Below are 15,857 nucleotides of genomic sequence, written 5' to 3'. Positions count from 1 at the left end.
CGATGCGGGTCCACGACCTGTCCGCCGGGGGCGGTGTGCTGGCCCGCGTACACGACGTGGCCCGCGCGGCGACGCGGATCCACGGCCTGCCCGACGCCGAGGTCACCCTGGTCAACGTGTCCGAGAACGCCACCTACCGGGTGGACGACCCGGCCACGGGGGCGCGGTCCATCCTGCGGGTGCACCGGCTCGGCTACCACTCCACCCCGGCGATCCTGTCCGAGCTGGCCTGGCTGGAGGCGCTCCGCGAGCAGGCCGGGATCCGCACTCCCAGGGTGATCCCGGCTCCTGACGGCTCCCGGGTGCTGACCGTTCCCGGCCCCGAGCCGCGCGACTGCGTGATGTTCGAGTTCCTGCCCGGCGCCGAGCCGTCCCAGGAGCAGCCGGTGCCCGGCTTCGAGCGGCTCGGCGCCCTCACGGCGCGGATGCACCGGCACGCGCGCGGCTGGTCCCCGCCCGAGGGGTTCACCCGTTTCCACTGGGACCACGAGGCCGCTCTCGGCGCCGAGTCGCGGTGGGGCCGCTGGCAGGACGGCCTGGGCGTGGACGCCGAGGCGCGGGCCGTGCTGGGGCGGCTGGACAAGGAGCTGCGCGAGCGGCTCCACCGCTTCGGCCGCGGTCCCGGGCGCTACGGCCTGATCCACGCCGACCTGCGCGCCGCCAACCTGCTCGTGGAGGGCGAGAGCCCGCCCGGCGTCATCGACTTCGACGACTGCGGCTTCGGCTGGCACCTCTACGACCTGGCCGCGGCGGTCAGCTTCGTCGAGCACCGCCCCGAGGTCCCCGAGCTGGTCGGCGCGTGGGTGCGGGGCTATCGGACCGTCCTGGACCTCCCTGCCGAGGACGAGGCCGAGATCTGGACGTTCGTCATGTTCCGCCGCCTGCTGCTGGTCGCCTGGATCGGCACCCACACCGGCGCCGACATCGCCGCGGAACTCGGCTCCGGCTACACCGAGGGCACCTGTGAGCTGGCCGAACGCTATCTCGGCGGCTCGCTCCGCTGACCCCGCCCGTCGCCTCCGGGTTTCGCCCGTTTCGTGCGGGCGCGGCATTCGCGCGCGGAGCGTCCGGCGGCGTGGCGCACGGTGAGCGCGCATCGGGAAATCGCTCCTACCGGCCCCCGATACCGGGGATAGGGGAGGACGAATACGAGACGGCGCGCGCATCACCGTGCGCGCGACGGATATTCGGGTGACGAGATTTCCCGGAAGGAGACGACGCCTTACCGGCCGTGATTTCCCGCCTCCGAATCCGGAATGTTTTCCCGCGCCTTCGCCGCCGTCTCGGTCAGGGGACGTACCGGGTCAGGACTTCAGCTCGCGCCTGATGTCCTCGTCGTCCGGGGCCAGTTCCAGCGCGCGGGTGAGGTCGGCGACCGCCTCTCCCTCGCGCCCCGCGGCGCGCAGCGCCATCGCCCGGTTGAACAGCAGGGCGGGGTCGTCCCCGGAGTCGAGGGCCCGCGTGAAGTCCGCGACGGCGCCCTCGGGGTCGCCGGTCTCGAACGCCAGGAGCCCCCGGTTCGCCCAGGCCGCCGCCAGCGAGGGGGCGAGCTCCAGGGCCCGGTCGAACGCGGTGCGTGCCCTGTCGTAGCGGCCCTCCGCGGTCTCCACCTGGCCCAGCGCGCACAGCAGGTACGGGTTGGCGGGGTCGATGGCCAGCCCGGTCTCCGCGTCCGCCCTGGCCGCGGCGTACTCGCCGAGCGCGGCCCGCAGGCCCGCCCGGTTGGCCAGGCCGTCCACGAACTCCGGGTCCAGCTCCAGCGCGTGGTCCAGGTCGGTGAGCGCGCTCCGGTGGTCACCCGCGGAGAAGCGGATCTCGGCCCGGTTGTAGTACGGCTCGGGGAAGGGCGGGCCGACCCGCATGGCCGTCTCGTAGTCGGCGACCGCCGCGTCCATCCGGCCCAGCCGGTGCAGCAGGTTCCCCCGGTCGATGTAGTAGTCGGGATAGCCGGGGTCGGCCGCGATCACCGCGTCCAGGTCCTCCAGCGCCTCCTCGGGGCGGCCCAGCATCACGGCGAGCTGCGCCCTGTTGGCCAGCAGCACCAGCCGGTGTATCGGGTGCTCGCCGGGCCGCAGGTCGCGATCGGCCAGGGCGACGGCCTCCTGGACCAGCTCCAGCGCCTTGGCAGGACGGTCCCGCCGCACCTCCACCAGCGCGCGGCCGTTGAGGTCGAACCCCAGCTTGAACGCCCGCTCGCGCGGGTCGGGCAGCAGCGAGGAGATGGCGATCGCCTGGTTCACCAGCGCCAGCGCGGCGTCGGGGTCGCGCCGGGCCGGGTCGCGGTGGCGTACCTTCAGCATTCCGGTGGCGTAGGCGGCCGAGGCGTGCACGACGGGGGAGACGCTCTCGCGCCTGGCCAGGTCGAACAGGGCCTCCGACTCGTCCTCACGGCCCAGCGCGGCCAGCGCGGTCGCGGTGCTGTGCAGGAGCCGCCACCAGACCGCGGGGTCGTCGTCGGGACCGGCCAGGCGCAGGGCGCGGCCGCCGAGATCCACCACGGCGTCGTGGTAGCCCTCGTCCAGGCACCACTGCACCGCGAACAGGAACGCCTCCACCGCCTTCGACGGGTCGCCGCCGCGCTCACGGTGGTACGGGATCGCTCCGAGCCGGGCGCCGACCGTCCCCTCCCTCTCCAGCTCGTCGGCGAGGGCGTCGTGCCGCTCCGCGCCGAGCGGCTCCTCGGGGGTGGTCCGCTCGCGGGTCACCACGGTCAGCAGCTTTCCGGGAACGCGGCGCCGCAGCACCGTCAGGAGCTCCAGATCGGTGGGGTCGGCCAGGTCGGTGTTCTCGACGACGAGCGTGCGGGGACCGGTTTCGGACAGGTGCTCACGGACGAACTCGGCCAGGCCGTTAGCAAGGCGCAGCGTGCGGCGCGGCGCGTGCACCAGGATCCGTTCCGCGCCGGGCAGGCTCGCGGCCACCGACCGGCGCCGGGCGGGGATCAGATCGCGCAGGTCGGGTGCCGCGGCGCGCAGCTCGATGTCGTAGCGGGCGACGAGCTCGGGCCGGGCGGAGGGCAGCAGGGCGGAGACGATCGCGCCCCCGGCGGTGTACGGCCCGCGCAGCCGCCGGTCCGCGTCCACCACGGGCAGCGGCGGCGCGGGGGACGGGCTTTCTTGCGGGTGCGGTCCCCGACTCACCGGACTCCTTTAACTCGATTAGCTGATATTTGATGATATATGACTATGTCAGGGAGCCGGCGCCCGCCACTGGACGCCGGTTCTGCGATTCTGTCTCAGCCGACGTGCTTAGGGCTGGCGGTGCCCCTGAGCGTGATGGTGCCGGGCTTGTGAACAATGACGCGCTTCATTATCTGCCTTCCTCGTGAATAAGAACAAATTGCAAGTATTCGCAGTAATCGCCCATACTGACAAGATCTATTTTTTATCGTGGCCGGATCCGGACAACCCTCTGGACAGGCGACACGCGGTGGTGTCGCCGAACCGGCGCGGGGGGCTCCCGCGGGAGATGAGACCCTGGGGCGATGAGAGAACCGAGGAGCCGCTGGACGGACATCGCGGGGGACGACGCCGGGGAGCGGTACGCGCGGAGGTTCGCCCGGCTGGCCGAGTCGGGGGCGGACATGCACGGCGAGGCGCGGTTATGCGCGGAGTTGCTGCCGCCGGGCGCGCGGGTGCTGGACGCCGGGTGCGGCACCGGGCGGGTGGCGATCCGGCTGGCCGAGCTGGGATACGACTGCGTGGGCGTCGACCTCGACGCGTCCATGCTCGATGTGGCCCGGCGGGCGGCGCCGCGACTGCCCTGGATCCTGGCCGACCTCAGCGATCTCAGGGATCTCGGCGATCCCGTGACACCGGTGCGGCGGGCAGATCAGGCCGCACAGGACGATCAACATGATTCAGCTCGAAATGTGGATAAAAGCGGGCTGGGCGGACGCTTCGACATGGTCGTCGCCGCGGGCAACGTCATCCCCCTGCTCGCCCCCGGGACCGAGGCGCGGGCCGTCGCGGGGCTCGCGGGGTTGCTGCGGCCGGCCGGGCTGCTGGTGAGCGGGTTCGGGCTGGACGCCGCGCACCTCCCGATCGCCTCGGCGACGGTCACCCTGGCGGACTACGACGACTGGTGCCGGGCGTCCGGGCTCTCCCTGCGACGCCGCCTGGCGACCTGGGACGGCGCACCCTACGACGGTGGTGGATACGCGGTGAGTGTCCACATCCGTACCCCGGGCTGACGGGGCTCGCGGGGGTAGTAACTTCATCCCATGCGACTGGGCGTTCTCGATATCGGTTCCAACACGGTCCATCTGCTGGTGATGGACGCGCACCGGGGGGCCCGGCCGCTGCCAGCGTACTCCCACAAGGTGGACCTGAGGCTTTCCGAGCACATGGAAGACGGCAACCGCCTGTCCGCGCGGGGCGCCGCGCGGCTGCGGGGGTTCGTCGAGGAGGCGCTGCGGATCGCCGAGGACAAGGGCGTCGAGGACCTCATGGCCTTCGCGACGTCCGCGGTCAGGGAGTCGGTGAACGGCGAGGAGGTCCTCGCCGGGATCAAGGCCGACACGCAGGTCGACATCGAGGTGCTGTCCGGCCAGGACGAGGCGAGGCTGACGTTCCTGGCCGTGCGACGCTGGTTCGGGTGGTCGTCCGGGCGGCTGCTGGTGCTGGACATAGGGGGAGGGTCGCTGGAGATCGCCTCGGGCATCGACGAGCAGCCCGACGCGGCGGTGTCGCTCCCCCTGGGGGCGGGCCGGCTCACCCGCGACTGTTTCACCGCCGATCCGCCGCCCGCCGACGAGGTGCGGGCGCTGCGCAGGCACGTACGGGCCGAGATCGCCCGTACGGTGGGCAACGTGTCCCGCTACGGCCAGGTCAACCACGCGGTGGCGACGTCCAAGACGTTCAGGCAGCTCGCCAGGATCGCCGGGGCGGCGCCCTCGCACGAGGGGTCGTCCGTGCGCCGGGTGCTCAGGCACGCGGACCTGGTCGGATGGACCGACCGGCTGATCAAGATGAGCACGAGGGAGCGGGCCGAGCTGCCCGGGGTCTCCGAGGGGCGGGCGCCGCAGCTGCCGGCCGGGGCGATCGTCGCCGACGCCGCGATGGACCTGTTCGGGGTGGCACAGCTGGAGGTGTGCCCCTGGGCGCTGCGAGAGGGAGTGATCCTGCGGCGGCTGGACGCGATGCCCGAACGTTGAGGTTTACCAGGGCGTCGGCAGGTAAGGGCGAGTAGTCATGAACAGCCCTCAGGCTCACGTGGAAGGGGCCGCTCACAAAGCGGCCAACAGTCAGACGTTGGACAAGCTGGCGCGGGTCGGCATGGCCTGCCGAGGTGTCCTCTACGGCCTGATCGGTTTCCTCGCCCTCCAGATCGCCTTCGGCGGGGGAAGCGGCGGCAAGGAGGCCGACAAGACCGGCGCGATCGAGACGGTGGCCGAGCAGCCGTTCGGCACGTTCCTGCTCTGGCTCATGGTCGTCGGGTTCGCCGCGCTGGTCGTCTGGCAGCTGTCGGAGGTCGTCATCGGCCGGGGCCGGACCAAGGACCGGGTGGAGTCGGCCGGACGGGTGGCGGTCTACGTGCTGATCGTGGCCACGCTGCTCGGCGTGGTGCTGCGCGGCGACTCCGGTGCCTCGATGGACAGCCAGTCGAAGGACATCACGGGCATGCTGATGGACCTGCCCGCCGGGCAGCTCATCGTGGGCCTGGTGGGCCTGGGCCTGATCGGCCTGGGCGTCTACTGGATCCGCCAGGGCTGGAAGAAGGAGTTCCTCAAGGACCTGCGCACCGGTGAGATGCCCGCGAGGGCGCGACAGCTGGCCGAGAAGCTCGGCATGGCCGGTTACATCGCCCGAGGCGTGATCGCCGCGGTCGCCGGTGTCTTCGTCATCCAGGCCGCGATCACCTACGACCCCGACAAGGCCAAGGGCATCGACTCGACGCTGCGCTCGCTGGCCGAGACCCCGGCCGGTCCGTGGCTGCTCGGTGTCGTCGCGATCGGTCTGCTGCTGTTCGCGGTCTACTGTTTCTTCGAGGCTCGCTGGCACCGCGTGTGACGGATGGAACCGCACGGTACGCCAGGTGCGGACACGCAGGTGAAGGCCCCTCTGGCAAGCCCCACCTGTCTATCCGGTAAGTGATCGCATTCCTACTTTTCCGAGACATCTTCCCCGCCGAGCTCCGCGTCTTCCCAGAAGTGAAACGGTATCGGAGGGGGCGTATGGACTCGTCGGAGTACGACGGCAGTGAATGGGTTCTCCGCCTGGCGGGTTCCCCGGACCAGGTGGTCAGAGCCCGCCGCCTGGTCTCGATGACCCTGGGGCGAGACCACCCCCTCCACGACGACTGCGTCCTGCTGACCAGTGAGATCGCCACCAACGCGGTGATCCACTCCCGATCGGGGGACGGCGGGGCCTTCACCGTCACCGTGGCCTACTCGGCGACGGGCGTGCGGGTCTCGGTCCAGGACGAAGGCTCCTCCGAGGCCCCCTGCGTGTGCCGCGCCTCGGCCGACGCGACAGGGGGCCGAGGCCTTCCCCTGCTGGAGGCGCTGGCCCAGCGCTGGGGCGTGGTCAGGGAGGCGGGGTCCAACAAGGTGTGGTTCGAGCTGGTGCTGGAAATGGCGGGGATGCGCGCGGGCAGCCTGGCGGGTGCCCGGTAGACCCACCACGTACGGGCGCACAGGGTGGACATCCCTCCGCGCATCCGGTGAAGGTGCGAGCCACCGCGAGCGGCTCCGGAACGAGTTCTACGATTTTCCCCCGCGTCTGGGACGTGCCCCTCGGCTTCGAGGGGCCCCGCTCGTGTCCTGACGGCGATGACGTAGGTGACCGCCCGGCGGGCCGCCCTTTCCAGACGGCCCGCCGGGCTCGTGCCGGCTCGTGGGGAGGGGGTCGTCAGTCCCGCGGGTTCCAGCCGTCGGTGTCCACGTCGAGGTCGAGTTCGTCGGCGACGTCGCCCCACCCGACGAACTTGAAGTTCGTGTTCTCCCTGGCCTCGCCGTTCTCGTCGAGCGCCCCCGGGGTGTTCTCACCGTCGTGCGTCACGAGCAGGCCCCTGTCGAACCGGCCCAGCGGGACGTTGACCACCATCGAGCCGTCGCTGTGCTCGACGCCGTCCAGCCCGTTGCCCGCCCCGATCCGGAAACGGCCGACATAGTCGTTGTCGTCCCGGTCGTAGACGGTGAAGGTGTTGTCGCCCTGGCCGGAGGCGAGCAGGTAACCGTCGCCGCCGTCACCGTGGTAGATCGTCAGCCCCTCGGCGTCGGCCGACAGGTGCCTGCCGCCGTAACCGGGGTCGGCGCCCGGCGCGCACTCCTCGGTCTCGGGGTCGTAGACGCCCGGCCTGCCGTACTCGCGGACCTTGTCGACCAGCGTCGGGGTGCCGGTGAGGTCGGCCCGCATCCGCCAGATACCCACGTCCTCCTGGGCGGCGTAGAGCACGTCCCGCTCCCCGTCGACGACCATGCCCTCGACCTGGGGCAGCTCGCCGGGCTCCAGGCACGGCGTCCAGGTCGTACGGTTCGGCAGCCGGAACGAGCCGGGCAGGTCCAGGGTGCGGACGAGCCGGTAGCCGACCTTCCCGTGCGCGGTGGCGGTCAGCTTCAGCAGCGCGACGCGCGTCCTGTGCCGCTGGCTGACCAGGACGTAGGTGCCGGTCCCGTCCTGCCAGGTGGCCAGGCCGTACGCGGTCCGCGCGTCGTTGACCTGCTCCTGGCCGGTGTTGAACACGAACGGTACGGCGGGGTCGGTCAGGTCGGTGAGCGGCGCCCGGCCGCGGCCCGCCCTGTTCTTGTCGACGGCGTAGAAGCGGATCTGGTCCCTGCCCCGGTCGGAGACGACGGCCAGGTCGGTCCTGACGCCGTCGGACAGGCGCAGGCCGTACACCAGGTCGACGTTGTTGAACCGGCCGGGCTCGTCGTCCTCGCCGGGGGCGGCGGGGGCGGGGACGTGCTGGAGTTGCCTGCCGCCCAGGTCGTAGGCGTACAGGCCGCCCTCCTTGGCGGTGGTCATCACCACGCTTTTCCCCGAGCGGGTGGGATGCACCCAGATCGCGGGGTCGTCGCCGTTGGCGTTGCCGCCGGCGGCGTCGTCGAACAGGGCGGGGGTCTCGACCCGGGGCTCGACCGTGGGGATCCCGTCGGCCAGCGCGGTGGGTGCGAGCGCCGGTCCGGCCAGGCAGAGCACCAGCGTCGCCAGGCAGAGTCGAGTCCGTGAACGCATGGCATCTCCTTGCATGTGAGGTATGTAGATAAATGTCCTTTTGATCATTGTGGAATCGGCGCAACGGGGAGTTGACGGGAGGAGAACGCGATGGCCGTATGTCGTGAATGGTGCCCGGCCGTGCTCGCGTCACCCGATCGGAGCGGTGCCGCCAAGTCCATATCTGTCGGCGTCGGCTGCTAGAACTTGACCCTCCGCCCGTACCGAGGAGTCCCCCCGTGATCCATCAGCATCTCACCGAGTTCCACGGCCTTCCCGTCCGCTTCCCCGGCGCCGACGACACGCCCGCGTCGCAGGCCGCGTGGCGCGTCAGCGGTGATCCCTACGACGGTGAGGGGACCGTCGACGACGCCATCCGGGAGCTGCTCGACAAGGTCGACTGCGCTGCCGTGCGAGCGCTGGTCGTGGGCACGTGGGGATGGGCGCACGACGACGACCGAGCCGATGCACCGATCCGGTTGCTCGTCGAGGCCGCGCCCCGCCTTCCCGCGCTGGAGGCGATCTTCTTCGGTGACTATGTCAGCGAGGAGTCTGAGATCTCCTGGATCGGGCAGTCTGACGTGACCCCGCTCCTGACCGCGTATCCCCGGTTGAGACGACTCGATGTGCGTGGCGGCGACGGCCTCGAACTCCGGCCCGTCGTGCACGCCGCACTGGAGACCCTCCGTTTCGAGTCGGGCGGATTGCCGGCCGGGGTGGTCAGGGCGGTCGGCGCGTCCACGTTGCCCGCGCTGCGGCACCTGGAGATGTGGCTGGGGGAGGAGCACTACTCGGGCGACTCCGGCCCGGACGACTGGGCGGCGATCCTCGCGGGCAGCGGCCTGCCCGCGCTGAGGCATCTCGGCCTGCAGGACAGCGAGCGGCAGGACGAGGTGGCCGCCGCCGTCGCCACCGCGCCGATCGTGGCGAGACTGGAGTCGCTCGACCTGTCCATGGGCGTCCTGTCCGACGAGGGCGCCGAGGCGTTGCTGTCCGGTCAGCCGCTCACCCACCTCAAGCGGCTCAACCTGCGACATCACTTCCTGAGCGGCGAGATGGCCGCGAAGGTCGTGGCCGCCCTGAGTGGTGTCGAGGTCGACGTGTCCGAGCAGCAGGAGATCGACGGCGACTGGCGCTTCATCGAGGTGTCCGAGTGACCGTGCCCGGCACCGCGCTGGAAAGGCCCGCGTCCACCGATCGCCGCACGCGGGCGGCGCCCTTCGCGGTCGTCGGCACGCCCGGCGACCGGCGGGTGACCCTGTTCGGGGACGCGCTGCGCGCGCACGGCCTGCCCGAGCCCCTCGTCGTCCCCTGGCGTGACGTGCTCGCCGGGGCCGGATTCCGCATCCCGGAGCGGGCACGCGTCCGCGTCGACTCCCCCGGCGAGGACCCCGAGGCCGACGGGTTGCTGCGTGGCCCCGGCGCGCCCACCCGGGTCGGCGGCGGAGCGTCCTGGCACACCGCGTTCGTGCGCGGCCTCGAGCGCGTACGGCGGGCGGTGGCGCGGACACCGGGCGCCCGGCTGCTCGGTGACGTCGACGAGATCGCGGTGATGTTCGACAAGCGGCGCTCGCACGCCCGGCTGCTGGCCGCCGGCGTGCCCGTGCCGCCCGCGCTGCCCGCGCCGATCACCGGCTACTCTCACCTGCGCGACCTGATGGCCCGATCGGGCTGGGGCCGGGTGTTCGTCAAACCGGCTCACAGCTCGTCGGCCTCGGGAATCGTGGCGCTCCAGGTCCAGGCCGCGCGGATCCACGCGATCAGTTCCGTCGAGCTCGTCCGCCCCCGGCCGGAGGCCGCCGGGCGGATCGGCCCAGAGCTGCACAACTCGCTACGCGTACGCGCCTACACCGACAAAGCCGACGTAGCCATGATCATCGACGCGCTCGCGCCCGACGGGCTGCACGTGGAGCGCTGGTTCCCCAAGGCGTCGGTGGACGGGCGCGTGTTCGACCTCCGCGTCGTCGTGGTCGGCGGACGGCCTACGCACGCCGTTGTCCGTGCCGGCCGTGGCCCGATGACGAACCTGCACCTGGGCGGCACCCGTGGTGATCTCGATCAGGTCCGGGCCCGGCTCGGGGCGGCCGGTTGGGAGCAGGCCATGCGGATATGCGAGCAGACGGCCGCCTGCTTCCCCGGCTCCGTCATGGTCGGGGTCGACCTCATGGTGGGCATCGGCTGGCGTCGCTTCGCCGTGGCGGAGGTGAACGCGTTCGGCGACCTGCTGCCCAGGCTCACCGGTCTGCCCGAGAGCGGGGCCGCCGGCCTCGACTGCCACGCCACGCAGGTGGCCCACATCCTCGCGCTCCGGAGCGCGGCATGAGAGACATGGGCGCGATCATCGGCACGCACGACGTGCTGTTGCTCACCCTTGACACCCTGCGCTACGACGTCGCGGCCGAACTGCTGGCGCGGGGGCGGCTCCCCACGCTCGCGGGCGTGCTGCCGGGCGGCGCGTGGGAGCGGCGGCACTCGCCGGGCAGCTTCACCTACGCCGCGCACGCGGCGATCCTGGCCGGTTTCCTGCCCACGCCGGCGGGTCCTGGCCCGCATCCACGGCTGTTCGCCGCCGCCTTCCCCGGCAGCGAGACCACCACCGCGGGCACCTGGGTCTTCGACGCCGCCGACCTGCCGGGCGGGCTGGCCAAAGCGGGCTATCACACGGTGTGCGTCGGCGGTGTCGGGTTCTTCAACAAGCTGACACCGCTGGGTACGGCGCTGCCCTCGCTGTTCGCCGAGTCGCACTGGCGGCCGGAGTTCGGGGTCACCTCGCCGACCTCGTTCGAGGAACAGATCACGTGCGCCGAGCGGTCGGTCGGCGACCGTGCGGAGCCGGTGTTCCTGCTCGTCAACGTGTCAGCATTGCATCAGCCGAACCACTTCTACCTGCCCGGGGCGGCCGGCGACACCCGTGCGACGCACGCCGCCGCGCTCGAGTACGTCGACCGGCACCTCGGCCGCCTCTTCGCGCTGATGAGCGCGCGACGGCCATGCCTGGTCATCATCTGCTCCGATCACGGCACCGCGTACGGTGAAGACGGATATGTCGGTCACCGCATCGGTCACGAGGTGGTGTGGACGGTTCCCTACGGCGAATTCGTACTCCAGCCAGGAGAATGGTCATGAGGCCCTACGAAGGGTACGTCTACGCCTACCCGCACAAGACGGCCTACCGCCCGCTCGACCCGCGGCCCCCGCTCCGCGAGGTCTGGGCGAAGGAGCGCACCGACGCGCTCTTCCTCTACCTGCACGTGCCCTTCTGCGAGATGCGGTGCGGCTTCTGCAACCTGTTCACCAGGACCGGCGCCCCCGCGGAGCTGGTGACCTCCTACCTCGACGCGCTCCGGCGCCAGGCGGAAGCCGTACGGCAGGCGCTGCCGGACGACGCGCGTTTCGTCACCGCGGCGATCGGCGGCGGCACACCCACCTATCTGGAGGCGGCCGAGCTGGCCAGGCTGCTCGACCTGGCCGAGCAGGTCATGGGGGCCGACTTCTCCACCACCCCGCTCGGGATCGAGACCTCTCCGGCCACCGCCACGCCTGATCGTCTGGCCGTGCTCGCCGAACGCGGCACCACCCGGATCTCGATTGGGGTACAGAGCTTCGTCGACGCCGAGGTCAGAGCCGCCCTGCGGCCGCAGCGCCGCGCCGAGGTCGAGACCGCGCTGACCGCCATCCGCGAGGCCGCGTTCCGCACGCTCAACATCGATCTGATCTACGGCATCGACGGCCAGACGCCGGACACCTGGCGCCATTCCCTCGACGCCACCCTCGCCTGGCGCCCGGAGGAGATCTATCTCTACCCGCTGTACGTCCGGCCCCTCACCGGGCTGGGCGTCCTCGGCCGCGACTGGGACGACCAGCGGCTCGGCCTCTACCGCCAGGGCCGCGACCATCTCCTGGCCGCCGGGTACGAACAGGTGTCCATGCGGATGTTCCGGCTGCCCGGCACGGAGTCGGGCAGCGAGTACCGCTGCCAGAGCGACGGCATGGTCGGTCTCGGCTGCGGCGCCCGCTCCTACACCTCGCGGCTGCACTACTCCTTCGAGTACGCCGTGGGCGTGCGGCACGTGCGCGCGATCATCGACGATTTCATCCGGCTGCCGCGCACCGCGTTCGGCGTCGCCAACGTCGGCTTCGCGCTCGACGATCTCGAACAGCGCCGACGCCATCTCATCCAGTCGCTGCTGCAGGCCGAGGGGCTCGACCGAGCCGCCTACAAGACGCGTTTCGGCGGCGACGTCCTCGACGACTTCGCCCTCGACGTGTTCGCGGAGCGCGGCTGGGTGGTGGACGACTCCACCCGCGTACGGCTGACGCCCGAAGGACTGGCCCATTCCGACGCCGTCGGGCCGGCCCTGTTCTCCGGCCGGGCCCGCGACCTCATGGACTCCTATGATCTCCGCTGACCCCCCGGGAGGGCCGGTGGCCGGCTCGGGGCGGGCGCCGCTGTCGATCTGGGACATCACGCCGCGGCACGTGGAGGCGTCCCCGGCGGGCGACATCCCGAAGCCCGAGGAGCTGACCCTCCTCTACCGGGGCCCACTGGCCAGTTGCGACTACGACTGCCCGTACTGCCCCTTCGCGAAGCGGCGCGACAGCCCGGAGCTGTTGCGCGCCGATCGGGAGGCGCTGGCCCGCTTCACCGCCTGGGTCGCGGCGCGCGACTTTCCCATCTCGGTGCTGTTCACGCCGTGGGGTGAGGGGCTCGTCAGATCGTGGTACCGCACCGCGATGGTGGAGCTGAGCCACCTGGCCCACATACGCAGGGTGGCCATCCAGACCAACCTGAGCACCCGGCTGAGGTGGCTCGCCGGAGCCGACCTGGACACGCTCGCCCTCTGGGCCACCTACCACCCGGGCCAGGTGACGCACGACCGGTTCCTGGCCCGATGCCGGGAGCTGCTCGCCCTCGGGGTGCGCTTCAGCGTCGGCGTGGTCGGCGTCCCCGACCACGCCGAGCCGGCCAGGCGGCTGCGGGCGGAGCTCCCCGACGACGTGTATCTGTGGATCAACGCCGCCGAGGGGCGTGCCTACACCGAGGAGGAGGCGGCCGTCTGGACCGGGATCGACCCGTTGTTCGACTACAGCAGGAGGCCGCACCGCAGCCTCGGACTGCCCTGCCGTACCGGTCGGAGCGCGGTGTCGGTCGACGGTGAGGGCACGGTGCGGCGGTGTCACTTCGTCGCGCAGCCGATCGGCAACCTCTACGACGGGTCGGCTCTGCGCACGCTCGCCCCACGCCCGTGCCCGCTTCCCGTGTGCGACTGCCACATCGGATACGTGCATCTCGAACCGCTCGATCTCTACCGCGTCTTCGCGGGCGGCCTGCTCGAACGCATCCCCGCGGGCTGGCCGCGTTGATCAGGTCTGTTTCAGCGGTTCGTACTGCTCGGCGGACAGGCCGAAGGTCCACGCGACCCCCTCGCGGGCGGTGGTGACGTAGGGCGGCACCCGGAGGAAGTAGGTACGGCTGGTGCCGTCGGGCTCCGGCGTCGAGTTGACCACCTCGACCATGACGAGGGACTCGTCGTCGGGGAACTCGGCCCGCCAGAGCACTCCGGTGTCGTCCCGCTGGATGACCTCGGCACCGGATTCCTTCAGATAGCGATCGAACCCATAGTGTTCGATCATCACCCTGCGCAGCTCGGCGTTGGGCTCCTGCCTGATGCGCGGCGCCGACAGGTCGGCCATCACGGCGCCGAACCCCGCGGGGACGGGCATGCCGTGCCAGGCGTGCAGGGCGAAACCGTCGGGGAAGGCCAGCGCCGGGCCCACCGCGCGGTGCAGGCGGCCCAGATCGTCGCGGTGCAGCTCGGCCGGGCGTTCGCAGATCAGGACGACGTGCTCGAACGGCCACCACCAGCCGGCCTCCCTCGACACGCGCATCACGCCGTCGAGCGGGGTGAGATCGACCTCGGTGCTCTCCCCGAGGGCGTCGAAGAACGCGAGCCAGGGAGCGTCGTGCTGGCCGAGGACCGCGTCAAGGGTCGCGCGGCGCAGCAGCGCTTCGAGCTCGTCACTCTCGCCGGACCCGTCACTCTCACCGGACTTGTCACTCCCGCCGGCGGGCGGGCCGGTCACCCCGGGCGCGGCCGCCGACCGGCCGATGCCGCGGCGGATCTCGCTCACCAGCCGGTTGACCCTCGGCCAGAGGCCGGCACCGACGAACTCCCAGGCCGCCGCCCACCCGGCGGGCGGGAGGAGGGAGAGGGCCTGGGCGCGGACGTGCTCCCACGGCCTGGTCCTGACGAGATCGCGGACGGGCGACCCGGGATCGAGCCCGAGGAGCACCGGCGGGAGAACCCCGGCCCCCCGGGCGGCGTCGCGGTCCTCCGCGGAGCCGGTGAGGACGACGGCGGCCACCGTGGCCTGGGCCGGCGAGGCGAACCAGACGATCCGCTCAGGCTCCGGGAGCCCGGCGCCGCGGTAGGCGGCACGGACCCCTTCCTCGGCGGCGGGCCGATCCGCCGGACCGGTGGCATGGGCGACAGGGGCCCACCTGGTCACGGCGTCGGCGAGGGAGGCGGCCAGCTCGGGCGAGAGGGCAGGGGGGCGCATGGGTTTCCTTGACTGTCTGGGGAGGGGGGCGGGGCGAAACCGGCCGGTCAGTCGGCGACGTACCGGGCGTAGGAGCCGGGCACGTATTCGCGCTGCCGCACGATCCGGAACCATCCCTCGGGCAGGGAGATGGTGGCGTGCTCCTCGTGCACCAGCCGACCGCCCTGGGGCAGGTGAAGGAACTCGGGCGCACCGGAGTCACGCCCCACGAGCAGGGTGCCCGCCCCCGGCACGGCATGCGCGTGCCCCGTCGCCTCGCCGAGCGCCAGCACCAGCCGGCCGTGCTTGTCGCGGGGCGCGGCCACCAGGTGCGCGGGCACGGACTCGCCGGCGACCGGCATGATCAGGATGTCTCCCTGACGGAACACTGGAACCTCCTCGTCGTTGCTCGAAAGGTAGAGGACACGACCGACAGTTCCGCCGCGCCCGTCGATCCGCTCGCGCGACAGGCCGGCATGACCCATGTGGCGGGCATACTCCCGGTCACCGTCGCGGTTGGTGCCGGAGCGGAACAGCCGGGGCACGCCCTGTCCCGCCGTCATTCGGCCCGTGTCGGTCCGGGCGGCGGGTCGCCGCCCGGTACCTCCTGAGTCGGTATCGACCTGGGTCTCACCCGTTTTGTGGTCACCTCCGATGGTCGCAAGGTGGCCAACCCGCGCTTTTTGCGGCGGGCGGCCAAGAAGCTCCGCGAGGCGCGGAAGGCGCTGAGCCGCAAGGAGAAGGGGTCGGCGAACCGGGCCAAGGCCAAGTCAGGGTCGCCAGGGTGTACGCCAAGGTGATCGATACGCGCCGCGACCGGGCACACAAGCTCTCCACCACGTTGATCCGCGACAACCAAGCGGTGTATGTGGAAGACCTCGCCGTGTCCGGTCTGGCGCGTACGAAGCCGGCCAAGAGCGTGCGCATGCGGGCTGGTCGCGGTTTGTGGGGATGCTGGAGTACAAAGCCGTCAGGTATGGCCGCCACTTCGGCAAGGTCAGCCGCTGGTTTCCGTCGCCGATTCGATGCCGTTGAACGTCCGGTCGTGGACCTGCCCGTGCGGGGCCGGCCACGACCGGGACATCAACGCGGCGATCAACATCCTCGCCGCCGGGCAGGGGGAGAGGCTGAACGACTGTGGAGCGCGGAAGACCGGGAGCG

General features: G+C 71.6%; 15 protein-coding genes and 1 pseudogene. 12 read left to right on the top strand and 4 right to left on the bottom strand.

All coding sequences use genetic code 11. The features are described 5' to 3' along the window. Positions 1-2 precede the first annotated feature (2 nt). Positions 3-1,004, top strand: coding sequence for a phosphotransferase enzyme family protein (locus tag ACSDR0_RS08915; protein WP_435288280.1), 1,002 nt, complete (start codon positions 3-5; stop codon positions 1,002-1,004). A 300-nt stretch (positions 1,005-1,304) separates the two neighbouring features. Here ACSDR0_RS08915 and ACSDR0_RS08910 read toward each other — a convergent pair whose 3' ends face one another. Beyond that, entirely contained in the window at positions 1,305-3,140 is a 1,836-nt protein-coding gene (locus tag ACSDR0_RS08910; RefSeq protein WP_435288279.1) for a tetratricopeptide repeat protein, read from the bottom strand. Positions 3,141-3,484: 344 nt separating this feature from the next. On the opposite strand from ACSDR0_RS08910, the gene ACSDR0_RS08905 reads away from it, so the two are divergent. The 4 genes from ACSDR0_RS08905 to ACSDR0_RS08890 all read left to right on the top strand — a co-directional run bounded on the left by ACSDR0_RS08905 (position 3,485) and on the right by ACSDR0_RS08890 (position 6,616). Next, positions 3,485-4,192, top strand: a complete 708-nt coding sequence (locus ACSDR0_RS08905) for a class I SAM-dependent methyltransferase (RefSeq protein ID WP_435288278.1) — start codon at positions 3,485-3,487, stop codon at positions 4,190-4,192. Positions 4,193-4,222: 30 nt separating this feature from the next. Beyond that, positions 4,223-5,155 (top strand): Ppx/GppA phosphatase family protein, encoded by a 933-nt coding sequence (locus ACSDR0_RS08900; RefSeq protein ID WP_435288277.1) that lies wholly within the window; start codon positions 4,223-4,225, stop codon positions 5,153-5,155. Positions 5,156-5,252: 97 nt separating this feature from the next. Further along, positions 5,253-6,011, top strand: a complete 759-nt coding sequence (locus tag ACSDR0_RS08895; protein ID WP_435288276.1) for a DUF1206 domain-containing protein — start codon at positions 5,253-5,255, stop codon at positions 6,009-6,011. A 164-nt stretch (positions 6,012-6,175) separates the two neighbouring features. Continuing rightward, positions 6,176-6,616: an ATP-binding protein gene (locus tag ACSDR0_RS08890; protein WP_435288275.1), complete on the top strand. Its 441-nt coding sequence runs from the start codon at positions 6,176-6,178 to the stop codon at positions 6,614-6,616. Positions 6,617-6,851: 235 nt separating this feature from the next. Here the strand turns inward: ACSDR0_RS08890 and ACSDR0_RS08885 are convergent, their stop codons facing one another. Further along, entirely contained in the window at positions 6,852-8,177 is a 1,326-nt protein-coding gene (locus ACSDR0_RS08885; RefSeq protein WP_435288274.1) for a phytase, read from the bottom strand. Positions 8,178-8,395: 218 nt separating this feature from the next. On the opposite strand from ACSDR0_RS08885, the gene ACSDR0_RS08880 reads away from it, so the two are divergent. From ACSDR0_RS08880 to ACSDR0_RS08860, 5 genes are read left to right on the top strand one after another with little or no spacing between them, the layout of a single operon-like run. Continuing rightward, the gene (locus ACSDR0_RS08880; RefSeq protein ID WP_435288273.1) at positions 8,396-9,313 is read left to right on the top strand and encodes an STM4015 family protein; all 918 of its coding nucleotides are present in this window, start codon (positions 8,396-8,398) and stop codon (positions 9,311-9,313) included. Next, the gene (locus tag ACSDR0_RS08875; RefSeq protein ID WP_435288272.1) at positions 9,310-10,479 is read left to right on the top strand and encodes an STM4014 family protein; all 1,170 of its coding nucleotides are present in this window, start codon (positions 9,310-9,312) and stop codon (positions 10,477-10,479) included. Before ACSDR0_RS08880 ends, ACSDR0_RS08875 begins: the two co-directional genes overlap by 4 nt. Beyond that, a complete protein-coding gene (locus ACSDR0_RS08870) occupies positions 10,476-11,282 on the top strand; it encodes an STM4013/SEN3800 family hydrolase (protein WP_435288271.1) in 807 nt (268 codons plus the stop codon). The genes ACSDR0_RS08875 and ACSDR0_RS08870 overlap by 4 nt, the downstream gene beginning before the upstream one ends. Next, positions 11,279-12,565, top strand: coding sequence for an STM4012 family radical SAM protein (locus ACSDR0_RS08865; protein WP_435288270.1), 1,287 nt, complete (start codon positions 11,279-11,281; stop codon positions 12,563-12,565). Before ACSDR0_RS08870 ends, ACSDR0_RS08865 begins: the two co-directional genes overlap by 4 nt. Then, positions 12,552-13,520 carry an STM4011 family radical SAM protein gene (locus ACSDR0_RS08860; protein WP_435288269.1) on the top strand — a complete coding sequence of 323 codons (969 nt, stop codon included), beginning with the start codon at positions 12,552-12,554 and terminating at the stop codon, positions 13,518-13,520. Before ACSDR0_RS08865 ends, ACSDR0_RS08860 begins: the two co-directional genes overlap by 14 nt. Here ACSDR0_RS08860 and ACSDR0_RS08855 read toward each other — a convergent pair whose 3' ends face one another. Both ACSDR0_RS08855 and ACSDR0_RS08850 read right to left on the bottom strand, forming a co-directional pair. Further along, positions 13,521-14,717 carry a DUF6745 domain-containing protein gene (locus ACSDR0_RS08855; RefSeq protein ID WP_435288268.1) on the bottom strand — a complete coding sequence of 399 codons (1,197 nt, stop codon included), beginning with the start codon at positions 14,715-14,717 and terminating at the stop codon, positions 13,521-13,523. A 47-nt stretch (positions 14,718-14,764) separates the two neighbouring features. After that, a complete protein-coding gene (locus tag ACSDR0_RS08850; RefSeq protein WP_435288267.1) occupies positions 14,765-15,259 on the bottom strand; it encodes a hypothetical protein in 495 nt (164 codons plus the stop codon). 78 nt (positions 15,260-15,337) lie between these two features. On the opposite strand from ACSDR0_RS08850, the gene ACSDR0_RS08845 reads away from it, so the two are divergent. Next, a complete protein-coding gene (locus ACSDR0_RS08845; protein ID WP_435288266.1) occupies positions 15,338-15,496 on the top strand; it encodes a hypothetical protein in 159 nt (52 codons plus the stop codon). A 66-nt stretch (positions 15,497-15,562) separates the two neighbouring features. Beyond that, positions 15,563-15,769: pseudogene (locus ACSDR0_RS08840) on the top strand (hypothetical protein); the annotation flags it as partial. Between the last annotated feature and the right edge of the window lie 88 nt (positions 15,770-15,857).

The sequence above is a fragment of the Streptosporangium sp. G11 genome (genome assembly GCF_051192615.1).
GTDB lineage: Bacteria > Actinomycetota > Actinomycetes > Streptosporangiales > Streptosporangiaceae > Streptosporangium.
The sequence above is the reverse complement of the archived record's forward strand: the minus strand, read 5'-3'. Positions and strand labels throughout refer to the sequence as shown.